The sequence below is a fragment of the Halopelagius fulvigenes genome (genome assembly GCF_055398025.1).
Genome location: NZ_AP043845.1, coordinates 45,649 through 63,212 on the forward strand (window position 1 = coordinate 45,649; position 17,564 = coordinate 63,212).

General features: G+C 67.3%; 21 protein-coding genes and 3 pseudogenes. 15 read left to right on the top strand and 9 right to left on the bottom strand.

Going from position 1 to position 17,564, the window contains the following annotated elements:
- Positions 1-352: 352 nt before the first annotated feature.
- From ACZ522_RS03260 to ACZ522_RS03270, 3 genes are all read right to left on the bottom strand, one after another.
- Positions 353-1,063 (bottom strand): cob(I)yrinic acid a,c-diamide adenosyltransferase, encoded by a 711-nt coding sequence (locus ACZ522_RS03260; RefSeq protein ID WP_379691991.1) that lies wholly within the window; start codon positions 1,061-1,063, stop codon positions 353-355.
- A gap of 27 nt (positions 1,064-1,090) precedes the next feature.
- The gene (locus tag ACZ522_RS03265; protein ID WP_379691990.1) at positions 1,091-2,425 is read right to left on the bottom strand and encodes a cobyrinic acid a,c-diamide synthase; all 1,335 of its coding nucleotides are present in this window, start codon (positions 2,423-2,425) and stop codon (positions 1,091-1,093) included.
- A gap of 230 nt (positions 2,426-2,655) precedes the next feature.
- Positions 2,656-2,925, bottom strand: coding sequence for a DUF2249 domain-containing protein (locus tag ACZ522_RS03270; RefSeq protein ID WP_379691989.1), 270 nt, complete (start codon positions 2,923-2,925; stop codon positions 2,656-2,658).
- A 102-nt stretch (positions 2,926-3,027) separates the two neighbouring features.
- Here ACZ522_RS03270 and ACZ522_RS03275 point away from each other — a divergent pair, with 102 nt between their 5' ends.
- From ACZ522_RS03275 to ACZ522_RS03285, 3 genes are all read left to right on the top strand, one after another.
- Positions 3,028-3,597: a hypothetical protein gene (locus tag ACZ522_RS03275; RefSeq protein ID WP_379691988.1), complete on the top strand. Its 570-nt coding sequence runs from the start codon at positions 3,028-3,030 to the stop codon at positions 3,595-3,597.
- Positions 3,598-3,743: 146 nt separating this feature from the next.
- Positions 3,744-4,121: a cupin domain-containing protein gene (locus ACZ522_RS03280; protein WP_379691987.1), complete on the top strand. Its 378-nt coding sequence runs from the start codon at positions 3,744-3,746 to the stop codon at positions 4,119-4,121.
- A 260-nt stretch (positions 4,122-4,381) separates the two neighbouring features.
- The gene (locus ACZ522_RS03285; RefSeq protein WP_379691986.1) at positions 4,382-4,717 is read left to right on the top strand and encodes a hypothetical protein; all 336 of its coding nucleotides are present in this window, start codon (positions 4,382-4,384) and stop codon (positions 4,715-4,717) included.
- 173 nt (positions 4,718-4,890) lie between these two features.
- On the opposite strand, the gene ACZ522_RS03290 is transcribed toward ACZ522_RS03285, so the two are convergent.
- Positions 4,891-5,268, bottom strand: coding sequence for a hypothetical protein (locus tag ACZ522_RS03290; RefSeq protein WP_379691985.1), 378 nt, complete (start codon positions 5,266-5,268; stop codon positions 4,891-4,893).
- A gap of 126 nt (positions 5,269-5,394) precedes the next feature.
- Positions 5,395-5,784 carry a plastocyanin/azurin family copper-binding protein gene (locus ACZ522_RS03295; RefSeq protein ID WP_379691984.1) on the bottom strand — a complete coding sequence of 130 codons (390 nt, stop codon included), beginning with the start codon at positions 5,782-5,784 and terminating at the stop codon, positions 5,395-5,397.
- Here ACZ522_RS03295 and ACZ522_RS03300 point away from each other — a divergent pair.
- The 3 genes and pseudogenes from ACZ522_RS03300 to ACZ522_RS03310 form a co-directional block, all read left to right on the top strand.
- Positions 5,750-6,048, top strand: a pseudogene (locus ACZ522_RS03300) (cupin domain-containing protein). The gene ACZ522_RS03295 and the pseudogene ACZ522_RS03300 overlap by 35 nt on opposite strands.
- 100 nt (positions 6,049-6,148) lie before the next feature.
- Complete coding sequence (locus ACZ522_RS03305) at positions 6,149-6,538, top strand: DUF8048 family protein (RefSeq protein ID WP_379691983.1); 390 nt, start codon at positions 6,149-6,151, stop codon at positions 6,536-6,538.
- A gap of 2 nt (positions 6,539-6,540) precedes the next feature.
- Positions 6,541-6,822, top strand: a pseudogene (locus tag ACZ522_RS03310) (cupredoxin domain-containing protein); the annotation flags it as partial.
- 90 nt (positions 6,823-6,912) lie between these two features.
- On the opposite strand, the gene ACZ522_RS03315 reads toward ACZ522_RS03310, so the two are convergent.
- Genes ACZ522_RS03315 through ACZ522_RS03325 form a run of 3 tightly spaced genes read right to left on the bottom strand, consistent with a single transcriptional unit; the run spans position 6,913 to position 10,477 of the window.
- Positions 6,913-8,364 carry an ethanolamine ammonia-lyase reactivating factor EutA gene (locus tag ACZ522_RS03315; protein ID WP_379691982.1) on the bottom strand — a complete coding sequence of 484 codons (1,452 nt, stop codon included), beginning with the start codon at positions 8,362-8,364 and terminating at the stop codon, positions 6,913-6,915.
- Positions 8,365-8,378: 14 nt separating this feature from the next.
- Positions 8,379-9,113, bottom strand: a complete 735-nt coding sequence (gene eutC / locus ACZ522_RS03320) for an ethanolamine ammonia-lyase subunit EutC (RefSeq protein ID WP_379691981.1) — start codon at positions 9,111-9,113, stop codon at positions 8,379-8,381.
- Positions 9,110-10,477: an ethanolamine ammonia-lyase subunit EutB gene (locus ACZ522_RS03325; RefSeq protein WP_379691980.1), complete on the bottom strand. Its 1,368-nt coding sequence runs from the start codon at positions 10,475-10,477 to the stop codon at positions 9,110-9,112. The genes eutC and ACZ522_RS03325 overlap by 4 nt, the downstream gene beginning before the upstream one ends.
- 271 nt (positions 10,478-10,748) lie before the next feature.
- On the opposite strand from ACZ522_RS03325, the gene ACZ522_RS03330 reads away from it, so the two are divergent.
- The 8 genes and pseudogenes from ACZ522_RS03330 to ACZ522_RS03365 all read left to right on the top strand — a co-directional run bounded on the left by ACZ522_RS03330 (position 10,749) and on the right by ACZ522_RS03365 (position 16,265).
- Entirely contained in the window at positions 10,749-11,885 is a 1,137-nt protein-coding gene (locus ACZ522_RS03330) for a multicopper oxidase domain-containing protein (protein ID WP_379691979.1), read from the top strand.
- Positions 11,886-11,905: 20 nt separating this feature from the next.
- On the top strand, positions 11,906-12,928 hold the full coding sequence (locus ACZ522_RS03335; protein WP_379691977.1) for a halocyanin domain-containing protein: 1,023 nt from the start codon (positions 11,906-11,908) through the stop codon (positions 12,926-12,928).
- A 144-nt stretch (positions 12,929-13,072) separates the two neighbouring features.
- Positions 13,073-14,215, top strand: a pseudogene (locus ACZ522_RS03340) (TIGR04053 family radical SAM/SPASM domain-containing protein); the annotation flags it as partial.
- 7 nt (positions 14,216-14,222) lie between these two features.
- Entirely contained in the window at positions 14,223-14,480 is a 258-nt protein-coding gene (locus ACZ522_RS03345) for a hypothetical protein (RefSeq protein WP_379691975.1), read from the top strand.
- Between the two features lie 12 nt (positions 14,481-14,492).
- The gene (locus ACZ522_RS03350; RefSeq protein WP_379691974.1) at positions 14,493-15,122 is read left to right on the top strand and encodes a helix-turn-helix domain-containing protein; all 630 of its coding nucleotides are present in this window, start codon (positions 14,493-14,495) and stop codon (positions 15,120-15,122) included.
- A gap of 53 nt (positions 15,123-15,175) precedes the next feature.
- The gene (locus ACZ522_RS03355) at positions 15,176-15,514 is read left to right on the top strand and encodes a CGCGG family putative rSAM-modified RiPP protein (RefSeq protein ID WP_379692200.1); all 339 of its coding nucleotides are present in this window, start codon (positions 15,176-15,178) and stop codon (positions 15,512-15,514) included.
- Positions 15,515-15,603: 89 nt separating this feature from the next.
- The gene (locus ACZ522_RS03360; RefSeq protein WP_379691973.1) at positions 15,604-15,972 is read left to right on the top strand and encodes a helix-turn-helix domain-containing protein; all 369 of its coding nucleotides are present in this window, start codon (positions 15,604-15,606) and stop codon (positions 15,970-15,972) included.
- A complete protein-coding gene (locus ACZ522_RS03365) occupies positions 15,969-16,265 on the top strand; it encodes a DUF7521 family protein (RefSeq protein ID WP_379691972.1) in 297 nt (98 codons plus the stop codon). Before ACZ522_RS03360 ends, ACZ522_RS03365 begins: the two co-directional genes overlap by 4 nt.
- On the opposite strand, the gene ACZ522_RS03370 is transcribed toward ACZ522_RS03365, so the two are convergent.
- The gene (locus ACZ522_RS03370; protein WP_379691971.1) at positions 16,255-16,803 is read right to left on the bottom strand and encodes a halocyanin domain-containing protein; all 549 of its coding nucleotides are present in this window, start codon (positions 16,801-16,803) and stop codon (positions 16,255-16,257) included. The two genes, ACZ522_RS03365 and ACZ522_RS03370, sit on opposite strands and share 11 nt — an antisense overlap.
- Positions 16,804-16,998: 195 nt before the next feature.
- Here ACZ522_RS03370 and ACZ522_RS03375 point away from each other — a divergent pair, with 195 nt between their 5' ends.
- The gene (locus tag ACZ522_RS03375) at positions 16,999-17,355 is read left to right on the top strand and encodes a DUF7344 domain-containing protein (protein WP_379691970.1); all 357 of its coding nucleotides are present in this window, start codon (positions 16,999-17,001) and stop codon (positions 17,353-17,355) included.
- Positions 17,356-17,564 lie beyond the last annotated feature (209 nt).

The window sequence follows — 17,564 nt, forward strand, 5'->3', positions numbered from 1 at the left end:
TGCAATACTGCCGAATCAGAGCTAGTGTTAACATTAGCGTCATTTTTTCAGTGAAATAAGGAGTACACAGCCAAAACCCATTCTATCGCCGTTATTACCCGATAAATAACCCATGTATGCACTTTTCGAGCAGATTACTAGGATAAGACAGAATATAGTTGATAACGGACGCGTCTAAGGTCGTTATTCCTTCTAATGGACTCTATTGGTGGTAAAACGGCGGATAAGAACGGAGAGAGGCGGATGTCACGAGGAGATATCTCAGAGGTTACCAGGAATAGTATTGTGCTGTCTTTGCAATACGCTGCGCCCGGTTTTCGAAACGGCCGTTCGAAATAGCCGAACGATGGACTCAGTATTCGGTCCCCTTTCGCGCCCGTCGTCCCTCGTCGATGGGGTGTTTCACCTTGCGGACGTTCGTCACGAGGTCCGCGGCGTCGAGGAGGTACGTCGGTTCGGAGTGGCTTCCGGTGAGGACGAGTTCGAGGCCGTCGGGCTTCTCTCGAATCAGGTCCACCACGGACTCCTCGTCCAGCAGATCCATGTCCGCGGCGTAGAGAATTTCGTCGAGGACGAGCATGTGAACGCCGTCTTCCGGCGGCGCGGCGGCGTCGAACGGCGTCGAGAGGTCCGCCTCGCGCGCCGCGGCGACGAGTTCGGTCGCCCGTTCGAGTCCCGCCACCGCGCGTTCCGCGTGGTTCTCGTCGTCGCTCCCGTCGGCCATCCCCGCCCACCCGTAGTGGCCGAGGTTCTCGTAGGAGAAGCCCGGCATCGCCGCGATAGCGTTGTACTCGCCGCGGACCGCCTCCACGGAGTCCGCGCCGCCCTTCATGAACTGGAGCATGTGGACGCGGTAGCCGTGACCGGCGGCGCGAAAGCCCATGCCCATCGCGGCGGTGGTCTTGCCCTTGCCGTCGCCCCACCAGACCTGCACGAGGCCGAACTCCTCGGGCGCGGACGGTTCGATGGTCGCGGCGCCTGGTCGGACGCCACGGCCGGGCGTGTTTCGTCGGACTGTCTCCGGGTCGATGTCGTTCCCGTCGGTGTCGTTCGTTTCGGTCATAGGTGCGGTGTCGTTTGGTCTGCGTCGTCAGAGCTGTTCGACGAAGCGGTCGAACGCTCCGCTCTCGGCGTGGACGTGCGCGTACGTGCCGAGCGTCTCGTACTCGCAGAGGCCGTCGAAGCCGTCGATTCCGGTGCCGCGTTCGACCTCGAAGGCGAACGTCGCGTCCGGATCGGGGTCGGCCGTCGAGTAGTGGAACTCGTGGCCGCGAAGCGTCTCCCCCTCCGAGGCGGTCAGTGCGTCGCGCGTCGCCCGCAGTTCGACGTGGTCGAGAGCCTGATAGCGGTCGCACATCCGGATATCGACCGGTAGGACGCCCGCCATCTCGTGGCGTTCGCCCTCGGCGGTGGTCAGCGATTCGCCGAGGGCCATCAACCCGCCGCACTCCCCGAAGACGGGCAAGCCGTCGGCCGCGCGGTCCGATAGCGCCGACAGCGCCGACGACCGCGAGAGCGTCTCGGCGTGCAGTTCCGGGTACCCTCCGGGGAGGTAGACGCCGTCGCAGGGCGGCAACGCGTCGCCCTCGACGGGCGCGAACGTCACGACGTTCGCCCTCGCCCGCAGGCGGTCGAGCGTGGAGGGGTAGACGAAACAGAAGGCAGCGTCGCGGGCGACTGCGACGGTGGGGCGCGCCGAATCGGTCGCTCCACCCGCCCCGTCGTCGGGAACCGCGTCGGGGCCGAAATCCGACGGGTCGGTCAACCACCTGGGGCGACGCGCGAGTTCGAGTAGTCTGCCCACGAGGACGCCCTCGGCCGCCGCGTCCACCGCCTCCGTCGGAAGCGGTGCCTCCTCGCCGAGGTGGAGTCCGAGGTGTCGCTCCGGAATTTCGAGGTCGTCGCGGGGCGGAATCCGGCCCGCGTACGTCAGTTCCTCCGGAAGCGCGTCGCGGATACCGTCGGCGTGTCGCCCCTCGTGCGCCCGGGACGCGACGACGCCGGCGACGTCGATATCCACGCCCGCCCGGTCGGCGAACTCGCGGAATCCGAGCGCCGTCGCCGCGATGCTCTCCATCCCCGCGCCGGCGTCGACGACGAGAACGACCGGCAGGTCGAGCATCGCTGCGATGCGCGCCGTGGAGGTGTCGCCGTCGTACAGGCCCATCATCCCCTCCACGACGCAGACGTCGCCGTCTCCCCGGGCGTAGGTCCGGCGCATCCCGTCTTCGCCCTCCAACCACGGGTCGAGCGTTCGGGAGGGCCGTCCGACGACGGCGGCGTGGTGGGAGGGGTCGATGAAGTCCGGCCCGGCCTTCGCGGGTTGGACCTCGCGGCCGGCGCGTTCGAGTGCGCGACACACCGCCAGCGTCGCCACCGTCTTCCCGACGCCGGAGGACGTTCCCGCGAGGACGAACCCCTTCATCGTCGCACCACCCGAAGCGACGAGGGGCGAACCCGCGATGCCGAGTCGGAGTCGGCCTCTCCGGCGGGTCTCGGGACCGAAATCGCGACCGTTTCGTGGCCGTCCGCCGCGACGAGTGAGTCGGTTCCGTCCATCGGATCAACCTCAGTTTCGGTAGACAAAGATTTGTTGGGTTGGGTCCCCGCGGCGACGGCGGACGAACGCCGCGGCGGAAATCGACCGTTCGCGGGTCAATCCTGCGGCTTCCAGACGGTCGTGACGACGCCGCCCTCGAACTCCGTCGTCTCGTACTCGTACCCTCGGTCAGAGATCCGGGGGTAGAGGTGTTGCGGCGCGCGGTCGTTCAGTTGCACTACCGCCGTCCCGTCGTCCAGTTCCGCGAGGAGTTCGAGCGTCTTCCGGAGCGGTTGCGGCGGCGGCAGTTCGCGCGCGTCGAGCGTCGCTATCGGACGCGACGGCGGAATCGGTAGGTCGTCGAGTGACGGTTCGGTCGTCGCCATACGTTCGCGTAGGGGCCTCGGCAGTACGAAGACGACGCCGAACACGTTCGTCCGAACAGGTTCGGGGGGAAGGCTTCCCCGGCGGAGGACCACGGTCCGCGTATGTTCGGATTCAGGTCAGCGTCGTCGGAGGCGGACGACGCGTTCGACGGCATCGGCGAGTTCGTTCCCGAACACCTCCCGGACCCCGGCCCGTCCCTGGAGGGGCACGACGTCCTGCGCGGCGAGGAGCACGTCTCCTTCCACCGGACGACCGAGGGGGTGTTCGAGGAACGCGGCGTGTGCGACGTGACGTTCGGCTACAACCTCGCGCGCCTCAACCTCGACCACCGGCACCCGAACTCGGGGTACCGGTACGCGGTGGACCGAGACGACCCGGCGGTGCTTCGGGCGGAGTTCACGCCGACGACGCCGTTCTGCCCGCAGAGTCGGACGCTCACCGTCGAGTCGTTCAGGGCGTGGAACGGGCTCGCGGAGCGACACGGATACGAACTCGTTCGGGTGCGCGTCCACCCGATGCACCACCGGAGCGACGCCATCGACGGTGAACTCGACCGACTGGCGACCGAGTTCCGCGAGACCGGCGAACTCTCCGCCCCCTCCGAGGGCGGCGCGACGTGCCCGGCGGACGGCGGCGGAGGAGTGGGAAGCGATCCGGACGCACCGTTCTGACGGATCGTTTCCGCTTCGAGCCTCCGCCGCGAACACGTTCGGGGCAACGACCACCGGCCGGTCGCACGAACGTCTGCGCGTATGACCCGACTCACGTCCGAAGCGACGAGTCCGACCGGCGGGGAACCCCTCGGAGGTGTCCGTCGGTGCCGGCGGTAGATTTCGACGCCGAGCGAACGTTAGACGCCGACCGGTTCGTCGTACGGGAGGCGGCCCGGACGGAGCGAACGAAGGTCATCTGCGGCTACTTCGAACCGGGGCAGTTCATCCCCGTTCACGCGCCGGAGAGCGACGTGGTCGTCTCCGTTTGGGCCGGCACCGGCATCGTCCGAGAGGGCGACGAGGAACACCGCGTCGAACCCGGCGACGTCGTGGCCGTGGAGGCGGGCACCCCGCGCGGGGTCAAAGCCGACGACGACGGGCGACTCGAAGCGTTGTTGGTGACCGCGCCGCCGCCGACGGACGCCGAACACGGCCCCGTTCGGGAGGGACTCCGCCGCGGCGAGTTCGACCCCGGCGCGTAATCGGCGGAAGACGACTGCGTTTTGATCTCGTCGAATCCCTCGGGCGGTGGGAGGTTTCGGCGGTCGTGCCGAATCGGGGCGTGAGTTTCGCAGGAGGCGTTTCACGACTCCCCGATCCTTGGCCGTGGGGTTCACCGCTCGACGGACTGTTCGAGGAGCGTGGACGACGTCGCCAGCGTCGAAAGGGACGCGGAAGGCGGGAAAGGGACGCTGCAAACGCAGTCAGAAGCCCGAACCGGCTAGCGACCCTCTCTTCGAGTATGGGTTCTCCGAACGACCAGTACGACGACGGGCCGTACCGCGAGGAGAGTCGCTACGACGGCGATCAGTACACGGAAGAGGAGGACCGCGCAGGGTTCTCCTACTACCCGTCGTGGGGGTGGGGCGGCGGGTGGGGCGTGCCCCTTGCGAGTCGGAGAGAGGAGGCGCGCTCCGACGAGGGCGGTAACGGGAGCCTCTTGGACGAGGGCCTGATCACGCTGTTGATCGTCACCGGCGCGATCCTGTTTTTAATCCCCGAACCGGCCACCTCGGCGGTCGGGGTCCTGCTACTGTTCGTGGGCGCAATCGCGTGGCTCGTCGACTGGATACTGTAGTGACGGATTCGGGTGACCGGACGGTCGCGTTCTCCTCCGAACCGCGTCTCCGAGTTGGAGTCCGGGGACCGAGCGGGACAGTCAGGGAAGCGCGGCTTAGGTGATGTACTCGTGCCCCGTATTCAGTATGCCACGCCCGTCACACCCGAATTCTGACGGGGCGACGTTTCGATTCACTTCGATGACGGCGAGTCGTCGCCCGCGCCCGTCGGTCCGTCGCCGCCGAGGCGATTCGGAAGGGGGAGAACCGTCCCCACGACGCCGCGGGGGCCGTATTCGCGGACGACCGAGGCGAGGTTGTGGACGAACAGGGAGACGCCGACTCCGAACGCTACCCCGCCCGCGAGTCTGACGGCGCCCGGGAGGGCGAACCACTCAGCGAGGAGGAGGTGGTACCGCGCGGGGCCGACGAGTCCCGAGGCGACGCCGGCCGCGTCGGCGGCGGCGACGAGGACGCCGGCGAGGAGGAAGCCGAGTCCGACCAGAAAGTGCCGGAGGGGAATCGCCATTGGGGGTTGGCTGTCGGTGTCGACGCGTGGAATCGCGCTCATGTTCGCGCGTACGTGCGCACGCACCCTCGTCTTGGCCGCGAACACGTTCGGTTCGGGAAAAGAAGTCGCCGCGTCGCCCAACACTCTCGAAAAAGCGGATGGTTCCGTTCGGGGACGGGGCAGAGATCAGGTCCGCACGCGGCCGTCGTCCTCGGCGTCCTCGCGCCACGCAACCTCGGGTTCGTCGCCCGTCCCCGCTATCCACGCGGCGACGCCGAAGACGATGGGCGAGACGACGGCGAGGGTGACGCCCCCGGCCACCGAGAGGGGCCAGAACTCCTCCTCGGTGATCTCTCCGCCGCCGCCGGACCCTGACACCGCTGCCACGGAGTCGTCTACGACGACTGCGCCCTTCATCCCCATCGCCTCGTGGGGCACACAGACGTACTTGTAGGTGCCCGCCTCCTCGAACGTCCGCTCGAAGGTGTGTCCCTTCTCGCCTGTCATCTCGCTCCCGAACGATCCGTCCTTCGCGGAGACGTTGTGGCTACCGCCCTGCCCGGACCACTCCCACACGACCGTCGCGCCGGGCGAGACGCGCCGTCCGCGGACGGTGCGCCTCTCCCTCGACGCCGACGAACGCGTCCCCCCGCACCGACACCCGGGTACCGACATCGTCCTGCACCTCGTGGAGGGCCACCTCGAACTGACGTTGGACGATGAGACGCACGAACTGCGGCGGGGCAACTCGCCCGATTCAGCGGCGAGCGAGAGATTTCACCGTACGCCGTCGAACCGAGCACGGCCGTCGTCGTCTTCGCGCCCGCCGGGGACGACTGAGAGGGATCGGTGACCGACCGCGAGGGGAATCGGCGAACGGTCGGACGCGCCGCGACGGGGGCCGAAAGACCGAACCGCACGCACCGCGTCGGTTCCGACCATGTTCGACGAGACGGACACCGAGACGGGAGAGTCGCCGATAGACGCCCCCGTGGCGGAACGCGTCGCCGACGAAACCGACCTCGACCTCGACGAACTGCGGACCGCCCTCGTGGAGGTGAACGCGAGGCTCATCGGGCGACACTCCGCCCTCGAACGACGGGGCGACTACCAGACGGTGGACGGCGTCCGCGGATACCGCGTCCCCGCAGAGGAGTGGGAGTCGATTCTGGACGAGTTCGAGTTCGACGAGGAGACGGAGGGGGCGGTTATCCGCGCGCACACGGAACAAACTCGCATGCTGTTCGCGGAGTCCCCCGACGCCCGCGAACGGTTCGAAGACGACGAAGTCGGCGTCGTCATCGGCGTGGACACCGCCGAGGAGTTCTGAGCTTCGTCGCCGGCGGGCCGAACCTGGCGAGCAGCTTCCACCCCATCGGCAACGTCTGGGAGAAACTCTACCCCGAGGGGTGGCTAAGCACGGACCCGCAGCGACACATCCAGACGCGGTTGGTCCCGCCGGGGAGCACCACCATCGCCACGATGGACTTCCCCGTCCCCGGCGACTACAAGCTCGTGGACCACTCGCTCAGTCGCGTCGCCCGGAAGGGCTGTCTGAGCGTCGTCCGCGCCGAGGGCGAGGAGAACCCCGAGGTGTTCGACCCTGACCCGTAACGGCGCGTGAGTCGGTAAGTACCTCCCTCTCTCTTTCTCGGTTCGAACGCCGCGCCCGCTCTGTTCCCCTTCCCGCGTTCGTCCCGGCGGTTAGGCTCCGAACGCCAGCGACTTGACGACGACGGGAACCGCCTCCCCGGCCACCACCGGTTCGCCGACGTCGAGGTAGTCGCCGTCGGAGGCGACGATTTCGTCGATTACGAGAGACGGTGCGGCGGCGTCTACCCGCTGAATCTGTTGTCCGAGCGCCTTCGCGCAGTTCTGTCTCGTGAGGACGATACGGGGGAACTCGCTCCCGACGTACTGCTCGTAAACCCCAGCGACTGCTCGCGCGAGCGCTGTCATCCGGTCGTAGCTCAGCGGTTCGATAGCGGGCAGATACAGCACGAACGGCGTCCCCTCGTCGGCCTCGTACAACTCCATCCCCCTCTCGAAACACGCCCGCAACCGGGTTTCTATCTCCTCGTACTCGTGGTCCTGTTCGAGAGGCGGCGCTTCGACGACGGGGAGGTTCTTCAGCGGGAGTATCGACCGGTCGAGGTGGGTCGTGGTACCGCTGAACGACGTCGTCCGGGTGCCCGCCCCAATGACCGTGGCTCTGATATCCTCGTCCGGTCGGCGGACGGAGAGGGTACTCTCCTCCGCTCGGTCCCGGATCGCGGCGGCGAGGAGGACGCCGAAGTCGCCGAACTCGAACGGAGAGCGAGCGGGCGTCGAGTCGTCGTCTGAGATTAATCGTCCGACTCCGCCGCTGAACACGACGGTATCGACCGCTCCGTCCGAGTAGTCGCTCGACCCGATAGCCAGCGATTCGGTGACGGGTCCGACCGGACCGCCGCGAATCGCATCGAATATCGCGTCCGACATCGCAGTCGCGAGACGGGACAGTTCGCCGTCGCTCGGCCGCGAACCGACCGCGACGTCGATGTCGCACCGTTCGAGTAACCGCTCTGCGGGGGGCGAGATGTGGGTCACGACGCCCGACTCGTCGAACCGGAGTAGCCGACCGCCGACGGCGAGACAGCGGGTTTCGACCGCCCCGCCGCCCGCGAACAGGCACATGTTGGTGGTTCCGCCGCCGACGTCGACGTTCAGGACCGTCCGTCCGCCGTCCAACGCCCACGCTGCGGCACCGGACCCTTTCCCGGCTAAGACGGACTCCAGTTCCGGGCCCGCCGCCGCGACGACGAAGTCGCCGCTGTCTTCGGCGACGGCGTTGACCAGTTCCTCGGCGTTCCGCTTGTACGCCGACTCGCCGGTGACGATGACCGCTCCGCTGTCGATAGACGACGGCGAGTGGCCCGCGAGGCGGAGTTCCGACGTTATCAACTTCCCGACGGCGTCGACGTCGAGCGTCCGTCGGTCCAGCAACGGCGTCTCGTGGACGTCTCCCCGGTGGACGACGTCCACGTCGCCGATTTCGACCGCGACGGCTCCGACTCCGGACGCCGCGATCGAGAGTTCGCTGACGACGAGTTGCGTCGTCGTCGTCCCGATGTCGATGCCGACGCTCGTCAGCGTCGAGGGGTCGCTACCGGACATGCCGCGGGTCGGTCTCAGGAGAGGTCAATGCCGCTCCCCCGCTGTTCGTGCGCTCTCTCGACGAGGTCGAGTATCTGCGCGCCCGCCTCGACCGCCGGGAGGCCGTCGTCGTGGATGTTCGAGATGACCGACTTCTTCGCGGTCGGTTTCCCCTCTCGGGGGTCGTAGACGAAGTACGCGCTCAGGCTCTGCGCGGTGTTCAGTCCGGGCCGTTCGCCGATGAGGTTCACGACGCTCGTCGCGCCGAGCGTCTCGCCGACGACGTCCATCACGTCCACGCGGCCGAACTTCACGAACAGGGGCGTTCCGACCTCGAACCCCCGGTCCTCGAGGCCGTCGACGAGCATCGGCAGGAGGTCCGGGACGTTCGTCTCGACGGCCGTCGAACTCAACCCGTCGCAGACGATAATCTGGACGTCCGGGTCCTGCACGCATTCTTCACGGATGTGCGCCGCGGTGTCGTCGCTTATCTGACGACCCAAATCGGGGCGCGCGAGGTACTCGTCTTGGTCCGAGACCCGGCTCTGGATCCGGAGCAGACCCGCCTCCTCGATGGCGTCGTCGGACACCTGCGTCAGGACGGCGTCGCGGGCGCGGGCGTGGTCGGCGCGAAACGAGAGCACCGACGACGTTCGCGGGCGGGTCCCGCTTCTGCCGACGCCGAGTCGAGACGGCGTCGCGTCCGCGATTCGCTCCAGCGCTCTGCGGTCGTTCGGGTCGTCGACGTGAGGGGGTTGTGAGTCGCTCATGGCTCTAAGAAGTGCGTCGGGTCGCCCGCGTTCGCGGTCAGTCGTCCGTCCTCCATGACGCCGACCGATTCCAACCACTCCTCGAACTCCGGGGCCGGCCGCATATCGAAGATGTCCCACAGCGCGGAGGCGTCGTGGTAGCTGTTCGACTGGTAGTTGAGCATCGTGTCGTCACCCATCGGGACGGTGATGAAGTAGTTCGAACCGGCGGCGGTCAGCAACACCGCCAAGTTCTCGATGTCGTTCTGATCGGCCTGGATGTGGTTGGTGTAACAGGCGTCGATGCCCATCGGGAGCCCGGTGAGTTTGCCCATGAAGACGTCTTCGAGTCCCGCTCTGATGACCTGCTTTCCGTCGTAGAGGTACTCGGGACCGATGAACCCGACGACGGTGTTCACCAAGAACGGGTCGTACCGCTCGGCGAGGCCGTAACACCGGGCCTCCAAGGTGACCTGGTCGACGCCCGCGTGAGCGTCGCTCGAAAGTTCGGAGCCCTGTCCGGTCTCGAAGTACATGAAGTTCGGACCGGACGCGGTGCAGTGCTCCGCGCCGAACGCGTGCGCCTCGTCGAGGAGGTCGACGTCGATTCCGAACCCCTCGTTGCCGGCTTCCGTCCCCGCGAGACTCTGGAACAACAGGTCGGCGGGAGCGCCGTTCTCGACGGCTTCGAGTTGGGTGGAGAGGTGAGAGAGGACGCAGTTCTGCGTCGGAATCTCCCACGTCTCGATGAACTCCTTCGTCACATCGAGCAGCCGTTTCGTCCGTTCGGCGTCGTCTTCGACCGGATTGATTCCGATGACGGCGTCGCCGACGCCGTAGGAGAGTCCCTCGCGTATCGAGTGCCGGATGCTCTCTACGTCGTCCGTCGGGTCGTTCGGTTGGAGTCGGAACGAGAGCGTCCCCTCCGTCCCGACGGTGTTGTTACACCGGGCGGTGACCCGCATCTTCGACGACGCCTGGATCAGATCCATGTTGGACATGACCTTCGCGACGGCGGCTATCATCTCGCTCGTCAGGCCAGGGCGAATCCGGGCGATGTCGTCGTTCCGCGTCCGTTCGTCGAGGAGGAACTCCCGGAGGTCGGAGACGGACCAGTCCGCGATTCGTTCGTACGCCGCCTCGTCGACGCCGTCCTGGATGACTCTGGTCACCTCGTCGTCCTCGTACGGAACGGCCGGGGACCGCCGGAGGTCCGCGAGGGAGAGGCGACTGAGCGCGTCTTTCGCGGCGATGCGCTCCGCCTCGGAGTCGGCGGCGATGCCGGCCAGTTCGTCGCCCGTCTTCTCCTCGTTCGCTTTCGCGAGCACCTCGCGAACCGAGCCGAACGTGTGCGTCGAACTCGTGATTGTCGATGTGAGATTCATCTGTGCTCCGTCTGGTGGTGTTCGGTGTCTCTCGTGACTGCCCCGGGATAGTGGTTCGAACGCGCCCGTGGCAATTTTTACCGTGGGTATTATCAACATGGGAGCGCGACTTAAGTGTTGTTCGGCAGAACCGACTGATCGCCGGGCCGGATTCGACCGGACGGCCGAGTCCGCGCCTTCGCCGGTAGAGGGGCTCTCGTGCGACGTTTCTCGGAAGTCGGGAACCAGCTCGACTCTATATTCTTCCGAAGCGCGGACGGTCAGACGTACTATGAGTTCCCAAGTCGGCGCACCCGGAACCGGAGTTTCGCGCAGAGAATTCCTCGCCGCCACCGGCGCGGTCGGTGTCGGCACCCTCGCCGGGTGCGTCGCCCCGACGGCGTCGCCCTCGACGACCAACCGCGCTTCGATGTCCGAACAGGCGCTCCCCCACACCGGGAAACCCGAAGTCGTGAACCTCGACGAACTCGGCGGGGAGGTCACCCTCAGAGCGGTCCACTCCCGACACTCGCTCCACCCCCACGACACGATGGGCGGCCCCATCGAACTCCCCGTCGTGTGGGCGTTTCAGGCGAACGACGGGACGCCGAGCGTCCCCGGCCCGATACTACGGTGTACGGAGGGCCAGACGCTGAAAATCACGCTCGACAACACCGAGAGCCAGATGCCGCACACGCTCCACTTCCACGGCGTCCGGAAGACGTGGGAGAACGACGGCGTCCCGACGACGACGGGCGTCACCGTCAACCCCGGCGAGACCCACACGTACACCATCCCCGCGAACGTCGCCGGGACGCACCTCTACCACTGTCACTTCAACACCCCCTTCCACATGGATATGGGGATGTACGGCATCCTCCGGGTGGACCCGAAGGGGTACGAGGAGGCGGACAAGGAGTACTTCGTGACCGTCAAAGAGTGGGACACGCGCCTCTCGCGGATGTACGGCGGCGAGGACGCATCGTACGACCTCACCGCCCGGAAGGCGGACGCGTTCACCCTCAACGGCCGGTCCGCGCCGTACACGCTCCACCCCGAGGAGGGGTCGCCGATTCTCGTCGACCCCGGCGACACGGTGCGCATCCACTGGGTGAACGGGGGGTTCATGTCGCACCCCATGCACATCCACAACCACCGGTTCAAAATCGTCGAGAAGGACGGGTCGCCCATCCCCGAGGGGATGCAACTCCTCCAAGATGTGGTGAACATCGCCCCGGCGGAACGGTACACCGTCGAGTTCGAGGCGGACGCCGACCCCGGCATCTACCTCATCCACTGTCACAAGGTGGACCACGTCCGAAACGGGAGTTCCTACCCCGGCGGGATGCTCAGCGGCGTCATCTACACCCCCGTGATGAAGTCGGACATCTTCCGACAACTCATGGAGTACGCGGGCTACCAACAGTAACCACGACTCACGAGAATATCATGACCTCAGAGACAATCAACGTGGACCGCCGAACGTTCCTCGCGGGGACCGGCGGCGTACTATTCGGTTCCGCTCTCGTAAGCGGGACGGCGCAGGCCCAATCGGCCGACGAACCGGTCGACATCGACTCGTGGTTCGACGGCGTGGACAACTTCGACGGCGTCACGGACCTGACCGGACAGGAGACGGTGACCGTGGAGGTGGGGTCACCCGGAAACGGCGGCGCGTACGGGTTCGCGCCCGCCGCGGTTCGCATCGACCCCGGAACGACGGTGGTGTGGGAGTGGACCGGCGAGGGCGGCGTCCACAACGTCGAAGCGTCCGACGGGTCCTTTAAGAGCGAACTCCTCGGCAACGCGGGCGCGACGTTCGAACACGCGTTCGAGGACGACGGCGCGACGACGTACTACTGCATGCCGCACGAAGCGATGGGGATGAAAGGGGCGGTGCTCGTCGGCGACGCGGCCGTCGGCGGCGCGTCCGCGGACGCGGGAACGGCCGGCGAGTCCGGCGAACCGGCGTACGACGGCTGGTTTGACGGCGCGGACAACTACGAATCGACGACCGACCTCCGGGGGCAGAGAACCGTGACCGTCTCCGTCGGCGCGCCGGGCAACGGCGGCGCGTTCTCGTTCGACCCCCCGGCGATACGGATCACTCCAGGCACGACGGTGGTCTGGGAGTGGACGGGGTCCGGGATGCACTCCGTGACCGCCCTCGACGGATCGTTCGAGAGCGAGATGACCGCCGAGGCGGGACACACGTTCTCGCAGACGTTCGCGTCCGACAGAATCCACAAGTACGCCTGCCCGCCCCACGAAGTCCTCGGCATGAAGGGCGCGGTGGTCGTCGGCGGGGGCGGCGCCGCTGAGACGCCTCCCGCCGACCGCCTCGGAGACTACCTGACGGTCGGGTTCGGCGCGTCCATCGTGGCCGCCGTCCTCGGGATACCGTACCTCTCCGCCAAGGAGCGTCCGGACGCGTCGCCGCCGTCGTCGGCCTCACCGCCGCCGAGTCGCTAATCGGTGCGGTCCCCGGACCGGACGCTTCGGTGCGGTCACCCGTCCGCCGTCGCGTCCGACATCGCGTCCGAACACGTTCGGCGCAGGAGCGAGGGGGCGTCCGAACCACCGTCCGAACGACGCCCGCGCGGCGTCAGTTTCACCATGCCACGAGACGACGCACCCTCGGGAGAACGACCGAAGCCGCCGCACGCCGGCGTCGACGCGGACGAGCGACCGTTCGTCCTCGTCTGGGAGGTGACGCAGGCGTGCGAACTCGCCTGCGACCACTGTCGCGCCGACGCGCGACCGAACCGCCACCCGGACGAACTGACCACCGAGGAGGGAAAGCGCCTCCTCGAACGGGCGCGGGCGTTCGGCGACGGGCAACTCGTCGTCCTCTCGGGCGGCGACCCCCTCGCCCGCGACGACATCGCCGAACTCGTCTCCTACGGGACCGACCTCGGTCTGCGAGTGACGCTCACGCCGTCGGGAACATCGTCGCTGACGCGCGAACGCGTCGAAGAACTCGCCGACGCGGGCCTCAAGCGGATGGCCCTGAGCATCGACGGCGCGACGCCGGCGACGCACGACGACTTCCGCGGCGAGGACGGCAGTTTCGAGGAGACGCTTTCTGCCGCCGAGTTCGCCCGGAGCGTCGACCTCCCCCTCCAGATAAACACGACCGTCTGTCGCCGAACCGTCGGGGAACTGTCGGGCGTCCGCGATATCGTCTCGGAACTGGGCGCGGCGATGTGGTCGGTGTTCTTCCTCGTCCCCGTGGGCCGGGGCCGCCTCCTCGACCCGGTGTCGCCGGAACGCGCCGACGAGGTGATGGAGTGGCTGGCGTCCGTCGGCGACGAGGAACCGTTCGGACTCAAGACGACGGAGGCACCCCAGTACCGTCGCGTCCGAGTCCGACGGCGACGGGCCGAAGCCGACGACGGGGAGTCGGGCGGCGGTCCCCCGGCGGGCGTCTCGCGGCGGCGCGGAATCGTCGCCGGCGACGGCTTCGCGTTCGTGAGTCACACGGGCGAGATTTTCCCCTCGGGTTTCCTCCCCGAATCGGTCGGAAACGTCCGGGAGGAGGATTTGGTCGAGCGATACCGGGAGTCGGACCTGTTCGAGTCGCTCCGCGACAGGGGCCGACTCCGGGGGAAGTGCGGCGCGTGTCCGTTCAACCGCCTCTGCGGCGGGAGTCGATCTCGCGCCTACGCCCACACGGGCGACCCCTTAGAGAGCGACCCCCTCTGTCCGTACGTCCCGCCCGGATACGACGGCCCGGTGCCGGCGGCCGACGGGAGAGGACGGAGTCGTGACCGCGCGCACCGAGGCGGCCGTCGATGCCGACGGGGGCGCAGAGACGGACGCTCTCGGACCCGTAGAGCGGATGCGCCGCGAACAGGTCCGGCGCGCGCTCCGCCGGTTAGAGGCGCAGGGAGAAATGACGGACGAACAGCGACGGACGGTCGAGCGACTGTCGAACTGCCTCGTCGGCGCGCTTCGAGATCCGGCGCACGTCGTCGCGGCGGACGACCGAGCGACCGTCCGCAACTACTTTCAGACGGAGTGAGAAGAGTCAGCCATGCCGCGAGCCACGTTAGCGATAACGTTGCCGGAGTGGACGTGGGTGTCGGAGCTCTCGACGGCGAACCCCGACGTGACGTTCGAGGTGCTCGCCGCGATGCCGTCCGACGAGACGGGCGTCGGCCTCGTCGAACTGTCGGGGTCGAACCTCGATACGGTGATAGCGCAGATGGACGAGGACGAGCGCATCGTCTCGACGAACCTGCTCGAAGTGCGGGAGGACGCCGCACTCGTGCAGTTCGAGACGACCGAACCGCTGTTGCTCCTCTCTATCCGCGAAGCGGGCGTCCCCCTCGAACTCCCCATCGCCATCCGCGACGGCGAGGCCGAACTGGAGGTGACGGCGTCGCGCGACAGACTCTCGGAGCTCGGCGCGCAGTTCGAGGTGTTCGGCATCCCCTTCGACCTCCGGTCGGTGAAACAGACCGTCGAGATGGAGTCGCTCCTGACGGACGACCAGCGCGGACTCCTCGAAACCGCCGCCGAGGAGGGGTACTACGACTCCCCCCGACGCTGTACGCTGACGGAACTCGCGGAGACGGTGGGACTCGCCAAGTCCACGACGAGCGAGAAGCTCCACCGCGCGGAGGGGCGCGTCATCAAGGAGTACCTCGACTCCGACCGATGAACCCGAACGTGTTCGGGGGAGCGTTCAGGGTCTCTCGACGCCGACGGCCGAGTATGAGCGACGCGCAACACGACCTGAGCGAACCCGTCGAATCTGTCGAACCGATCACCGACCGCGTCCACGACAACTCGTGGTCGGCGAACCTCGAACACCCCGTCCACGCCGACGACAGGGAACTCGTCGTCCGGCAGGCCCTCGACGCCGTGGCCCACACGACGGCGGGGAACCACGTCAACCTCGTCACCCACGGCGACCACGGCCACCCGGAGACGTACCTCTACGAGGAACTCGAAGCGAGCGACCACGACGTCGAGTGGGAGTACGTCGAACGCTGCGGGTGCGGCGGCCACGTGACTCGCGTGCACGTCCGCTCGGACGGAGGGGCGGAGTGAGCGACGAAATCCAACACTGACGCGGAACCGACGCGGCGTGGCGAGCGACGGAACGCGGCGTTACCGAGCGACGGACGACGGAGACACAGATGAGTTCGAACCCACTCGCTGACGCACTCGCGCCGGACGCCGGGTCGGTGTTCGGCGTGCTGAACGACGACGACTGCCAGCGGATGGTCGAACAGATGGACCGGCCGATGACCGCCGACGAGATCGGCGACGAGTGCGAACTCCCCCGTTCGACGGTGTACCGGAAGCTCGAACGACTCGTGGAGGCGAACCTCGCGGAGAAGCGACTCCACGCCGGCGAGGCGGCGACGTACCGACTCACCTTCGACCGGGTGGTGCTCGCAGTCGAGGAGGAGACGGACGGAGTGGCGCTGAGCGTTCGAGTCGAGGAGGGAGCGGAGACGGCCGCTGACCTGTGGTCCGAGGTCAAAGCGGAGCGCGAGCGATGACGACGGAACCGACCCTCGCCTCGGCGGTGGTCGTCGCGAAGACGGTGACGCTCGTGCTCGGCGGTCTGGTGACGTTTGTGACGTGGAAGGCGTTCCGACGGACCGGAAGGCGGGCGCTGAAGGCGCTCTTCGTCGGCTTCGCCGTCGTCACCCTCGGGTCGCTGACGGCGGGCGTCGTCGACCAACTGCTCGCCGTGGACGCCGACTACGCCCTCGTCGTCGAGAGCGTGCTGACCGCCGTCGCTCGACGTCGCCGAGTGAAACTCGGCTGCTCACCGAATGTTATTCGGTGACGACGACTGCGCCCCTCATCCCCATCGCCTGGTGGGGGGTACAGACGTACTTGTACGTGCCCGCCTCCTCGAACGTCTGCGAGAACGTGTGGCCCTTCTCGCCGGTCATCTCGCTCTCGAACGACCCGTCCTTCGCGGAGACGTTGTGGCTAGCGCCCTCCCCCGTCCACTCCCAGACGACGGTGGTTCCGGCGTCCACCCGGACGGCCGCGGGGTCGAACGCGTAGTTACCGTTGTTTCCGCTCGCGCCGACGGCGACGGTCACCTCGGAGTTGCCCGTCGTATCGACGACGCCGTCGTAGTTGCTCATGTCGTCGAACCACCCACCGAACGACGGTTCGTCGCCGCCGGACTCTGAACCCGCGGCGTCCGTCGCCGTCCGCGCCGGCGTCTCCGTGGACGCGGGCGTCGATTCGCCGCCCCCGCCGCCGGCTTGATTCGCTTCCGCGCCGCTTCCGGTGCATCCCGCGAATGCGCCGACGGCGAGCGTACCGAGGGCCGCGGCGAACGCGCGTCGAGTCGAGTGTGAGTCCATCATACAGTCGGTCGTTCCGGCGGTACGCCACAGTCGCTTGCGCCGAACCTGTTCGGGTGCGCTCTCTCGGACCGATAACCGGCGTCTCCGCTCGCCCGTTTTCGATACCCCCTCGAACGCCGTCCCTCCGCCGGCACCTACGGCTTTAGGTATACGACTTTTGCAGATAGGAGAACTCGTCTCGAAACAGAGAGTCCGATGGCAGTCACAGAAAACAGAACCCTCCCGTCCGAAGTCCTCGACGAACACCTCGCCCTCTTGGCGAACGACCAGCGACGAGCCATCGTCGAGATACTCGCCGAAGAGAACCGCTCGCACCAGGTCCGACTCCTCGCGGGCTGGACCGCGGCCGAGGAGCGAGGCGTCCCGTTGGACGCGTTACCCGAAGAGGCCGTCGAACGGATGGAGGTCAAACTCCACCACGTCCACCTGCCGAAACTGGACGAGGCAGGAATCGTCGAGTACGACGCCGAGGAGAACCGGGTCGCGCCGGGGGCGGAGATGGCGACGGCACGGCGTCTAGTCGAGTCGTTACGGTCGGCTCGAAGAAACTGAGCCGGTGCAGGCGGATGACGGAGAGGCCCACATCGGGCGGCGACCCAGAGACGCTCGGCCGGTGCGCCGAGTGCGGGGCGGTCTACCCCGTGCAACGGACGCCGGGCGGAGATTTTCGAGTCGTCGGAACCGGAGGGTCGTGCGAGTGCGGACACGCCGAATTCGAACCCCTCGGAGAACCGTAGTCGAAACGAGGGCCGGCGGACCGC

Bases quoted from the DNA above. Each gene is read 5' to 3' on its own strand.
- ACZ522_RS03260 (WP_379691991.1), bottom strand. From the start codon at position 1,063: ATGACCGAAACGAACGACACCGACGGGAACGACATCGACCCGGAGACA.
- ACZ522_RS03265 (WP_379691990.1), bottom strand. From the start codon at position 2,425: ATGAAGGGGTTCGTCCTCGCGGGAACGTCCTCCGGCGTCGGGAAGACG.
- ACZ522_RS03270 (WP_379691989.1), bottom strand. From the start codon at position 2,925: ATGGCGACGACCGAACCGTCACTCGACGACCTACCGATTCCGCCGTCG.
- ACZ522_RS03275 (WP_379691988.1), top strand. From the start codon at position 3,028: ATGTTCGGATTCAGGTCAGCGTCGTCGGAGGCGGACGACGCGTTCGAC.
- ACZ522_RS03285 (WP_379691986.1), top strand. From the start codon at position 4,382: ATGGGTTCTCCGAACGACCAGTACGACGACGGGCCGTACCGCGAGGAG.
- ACZ522_RS03290 (WP_379691985.1), bottom strand. From the start codon at position 5,268: ATGAGCGCGATTCCACGCGTCGACACCGACAGCCAACCCCCAATGGCG.
- ACZ522_RS03305 (WP_379691983.1), top strand. From the start codon at position 6,149: ATGTTCGACGAGACGGACACCGAGACGGGAGAGTCGCCGATAGACGCC.
- ACZ522_RS03315 (WP_379691982.1), bottom strand. From the start codon at position 8,364: ATGTCCGGTAGCGACCCCTCGACGCTGACGAGCGTCGGCATCGACATC.
- eutC (WP_379691981.1), bottom strand. From the start codon at position 9,113: ATGAGCGACTCACAACCCCCTCACGTCGACGACCCGAACGACCGCAGA.
- ACZ522_RS03325 (WP_379691980.1), bottom strand. From the start codon at position 10,477: ATGAATCTCACATCGACAATCACGAGTTCGACGCACACGTTCGGCTCG.
- ACZ522_RS03330 (WP_379691979.1), top strand. From the start codon at position 10,749: ATGAGTTCCCAAGTCGGCGCACCCGGAACCGGAGTTTCGCGCAGAGAA.
- ACZ522_RS03335 (WP_379691977.1), top strand. From the start codon at position 11,906: ATGACCTCAGAGACAATCAACGTGGACCGCCGAACGTTCCTCGCGGGG.
- ACZ522_RS03350 (WP_379691974.1), top strand. From the start codon at position 14,493: ATGCCGCGAGCCACGTTAGCGATAACGTTGCCGGAGTGGACGTGGGTG.
- ACZ522_RS03355 (WP_379692200.1), top strand. From the start codon at position 15,176: ATGAGCGACGCGCAACACGACCTGAGCGAACCCGTCGAATCTGTCGAA.
- ACZ522_RS03360 (WP_379691973.1), top strand. From the start codon at position 15,604: ATGAGTTCGAACCCACTCGCTGACGCACTCGCGCCGGACGCCGGGTCG.
- ACZ522_RS03365 (WP_379691972.1), top strand. From the start codon at position 15,969: ATGACGACGGAACCGACCCTCGCCTCGGCGGTGGTCGTCGCGAAGACG.
- ACZ522_RS03370 (WP_379691971.1), bottom strand. From the start codon at position 16,803: ATGATGGACTCACACTCGACTCGACGCGCGTTCGCCGCGGCCCTCGGT.
- ACZ522_RS03375 (WP_379691970.1), top strand. From the start codon at position 16,999: ATGGCAGTCACAGAAAACAGAACCCTCCCGTCCGAAGTCCTCGACGAA.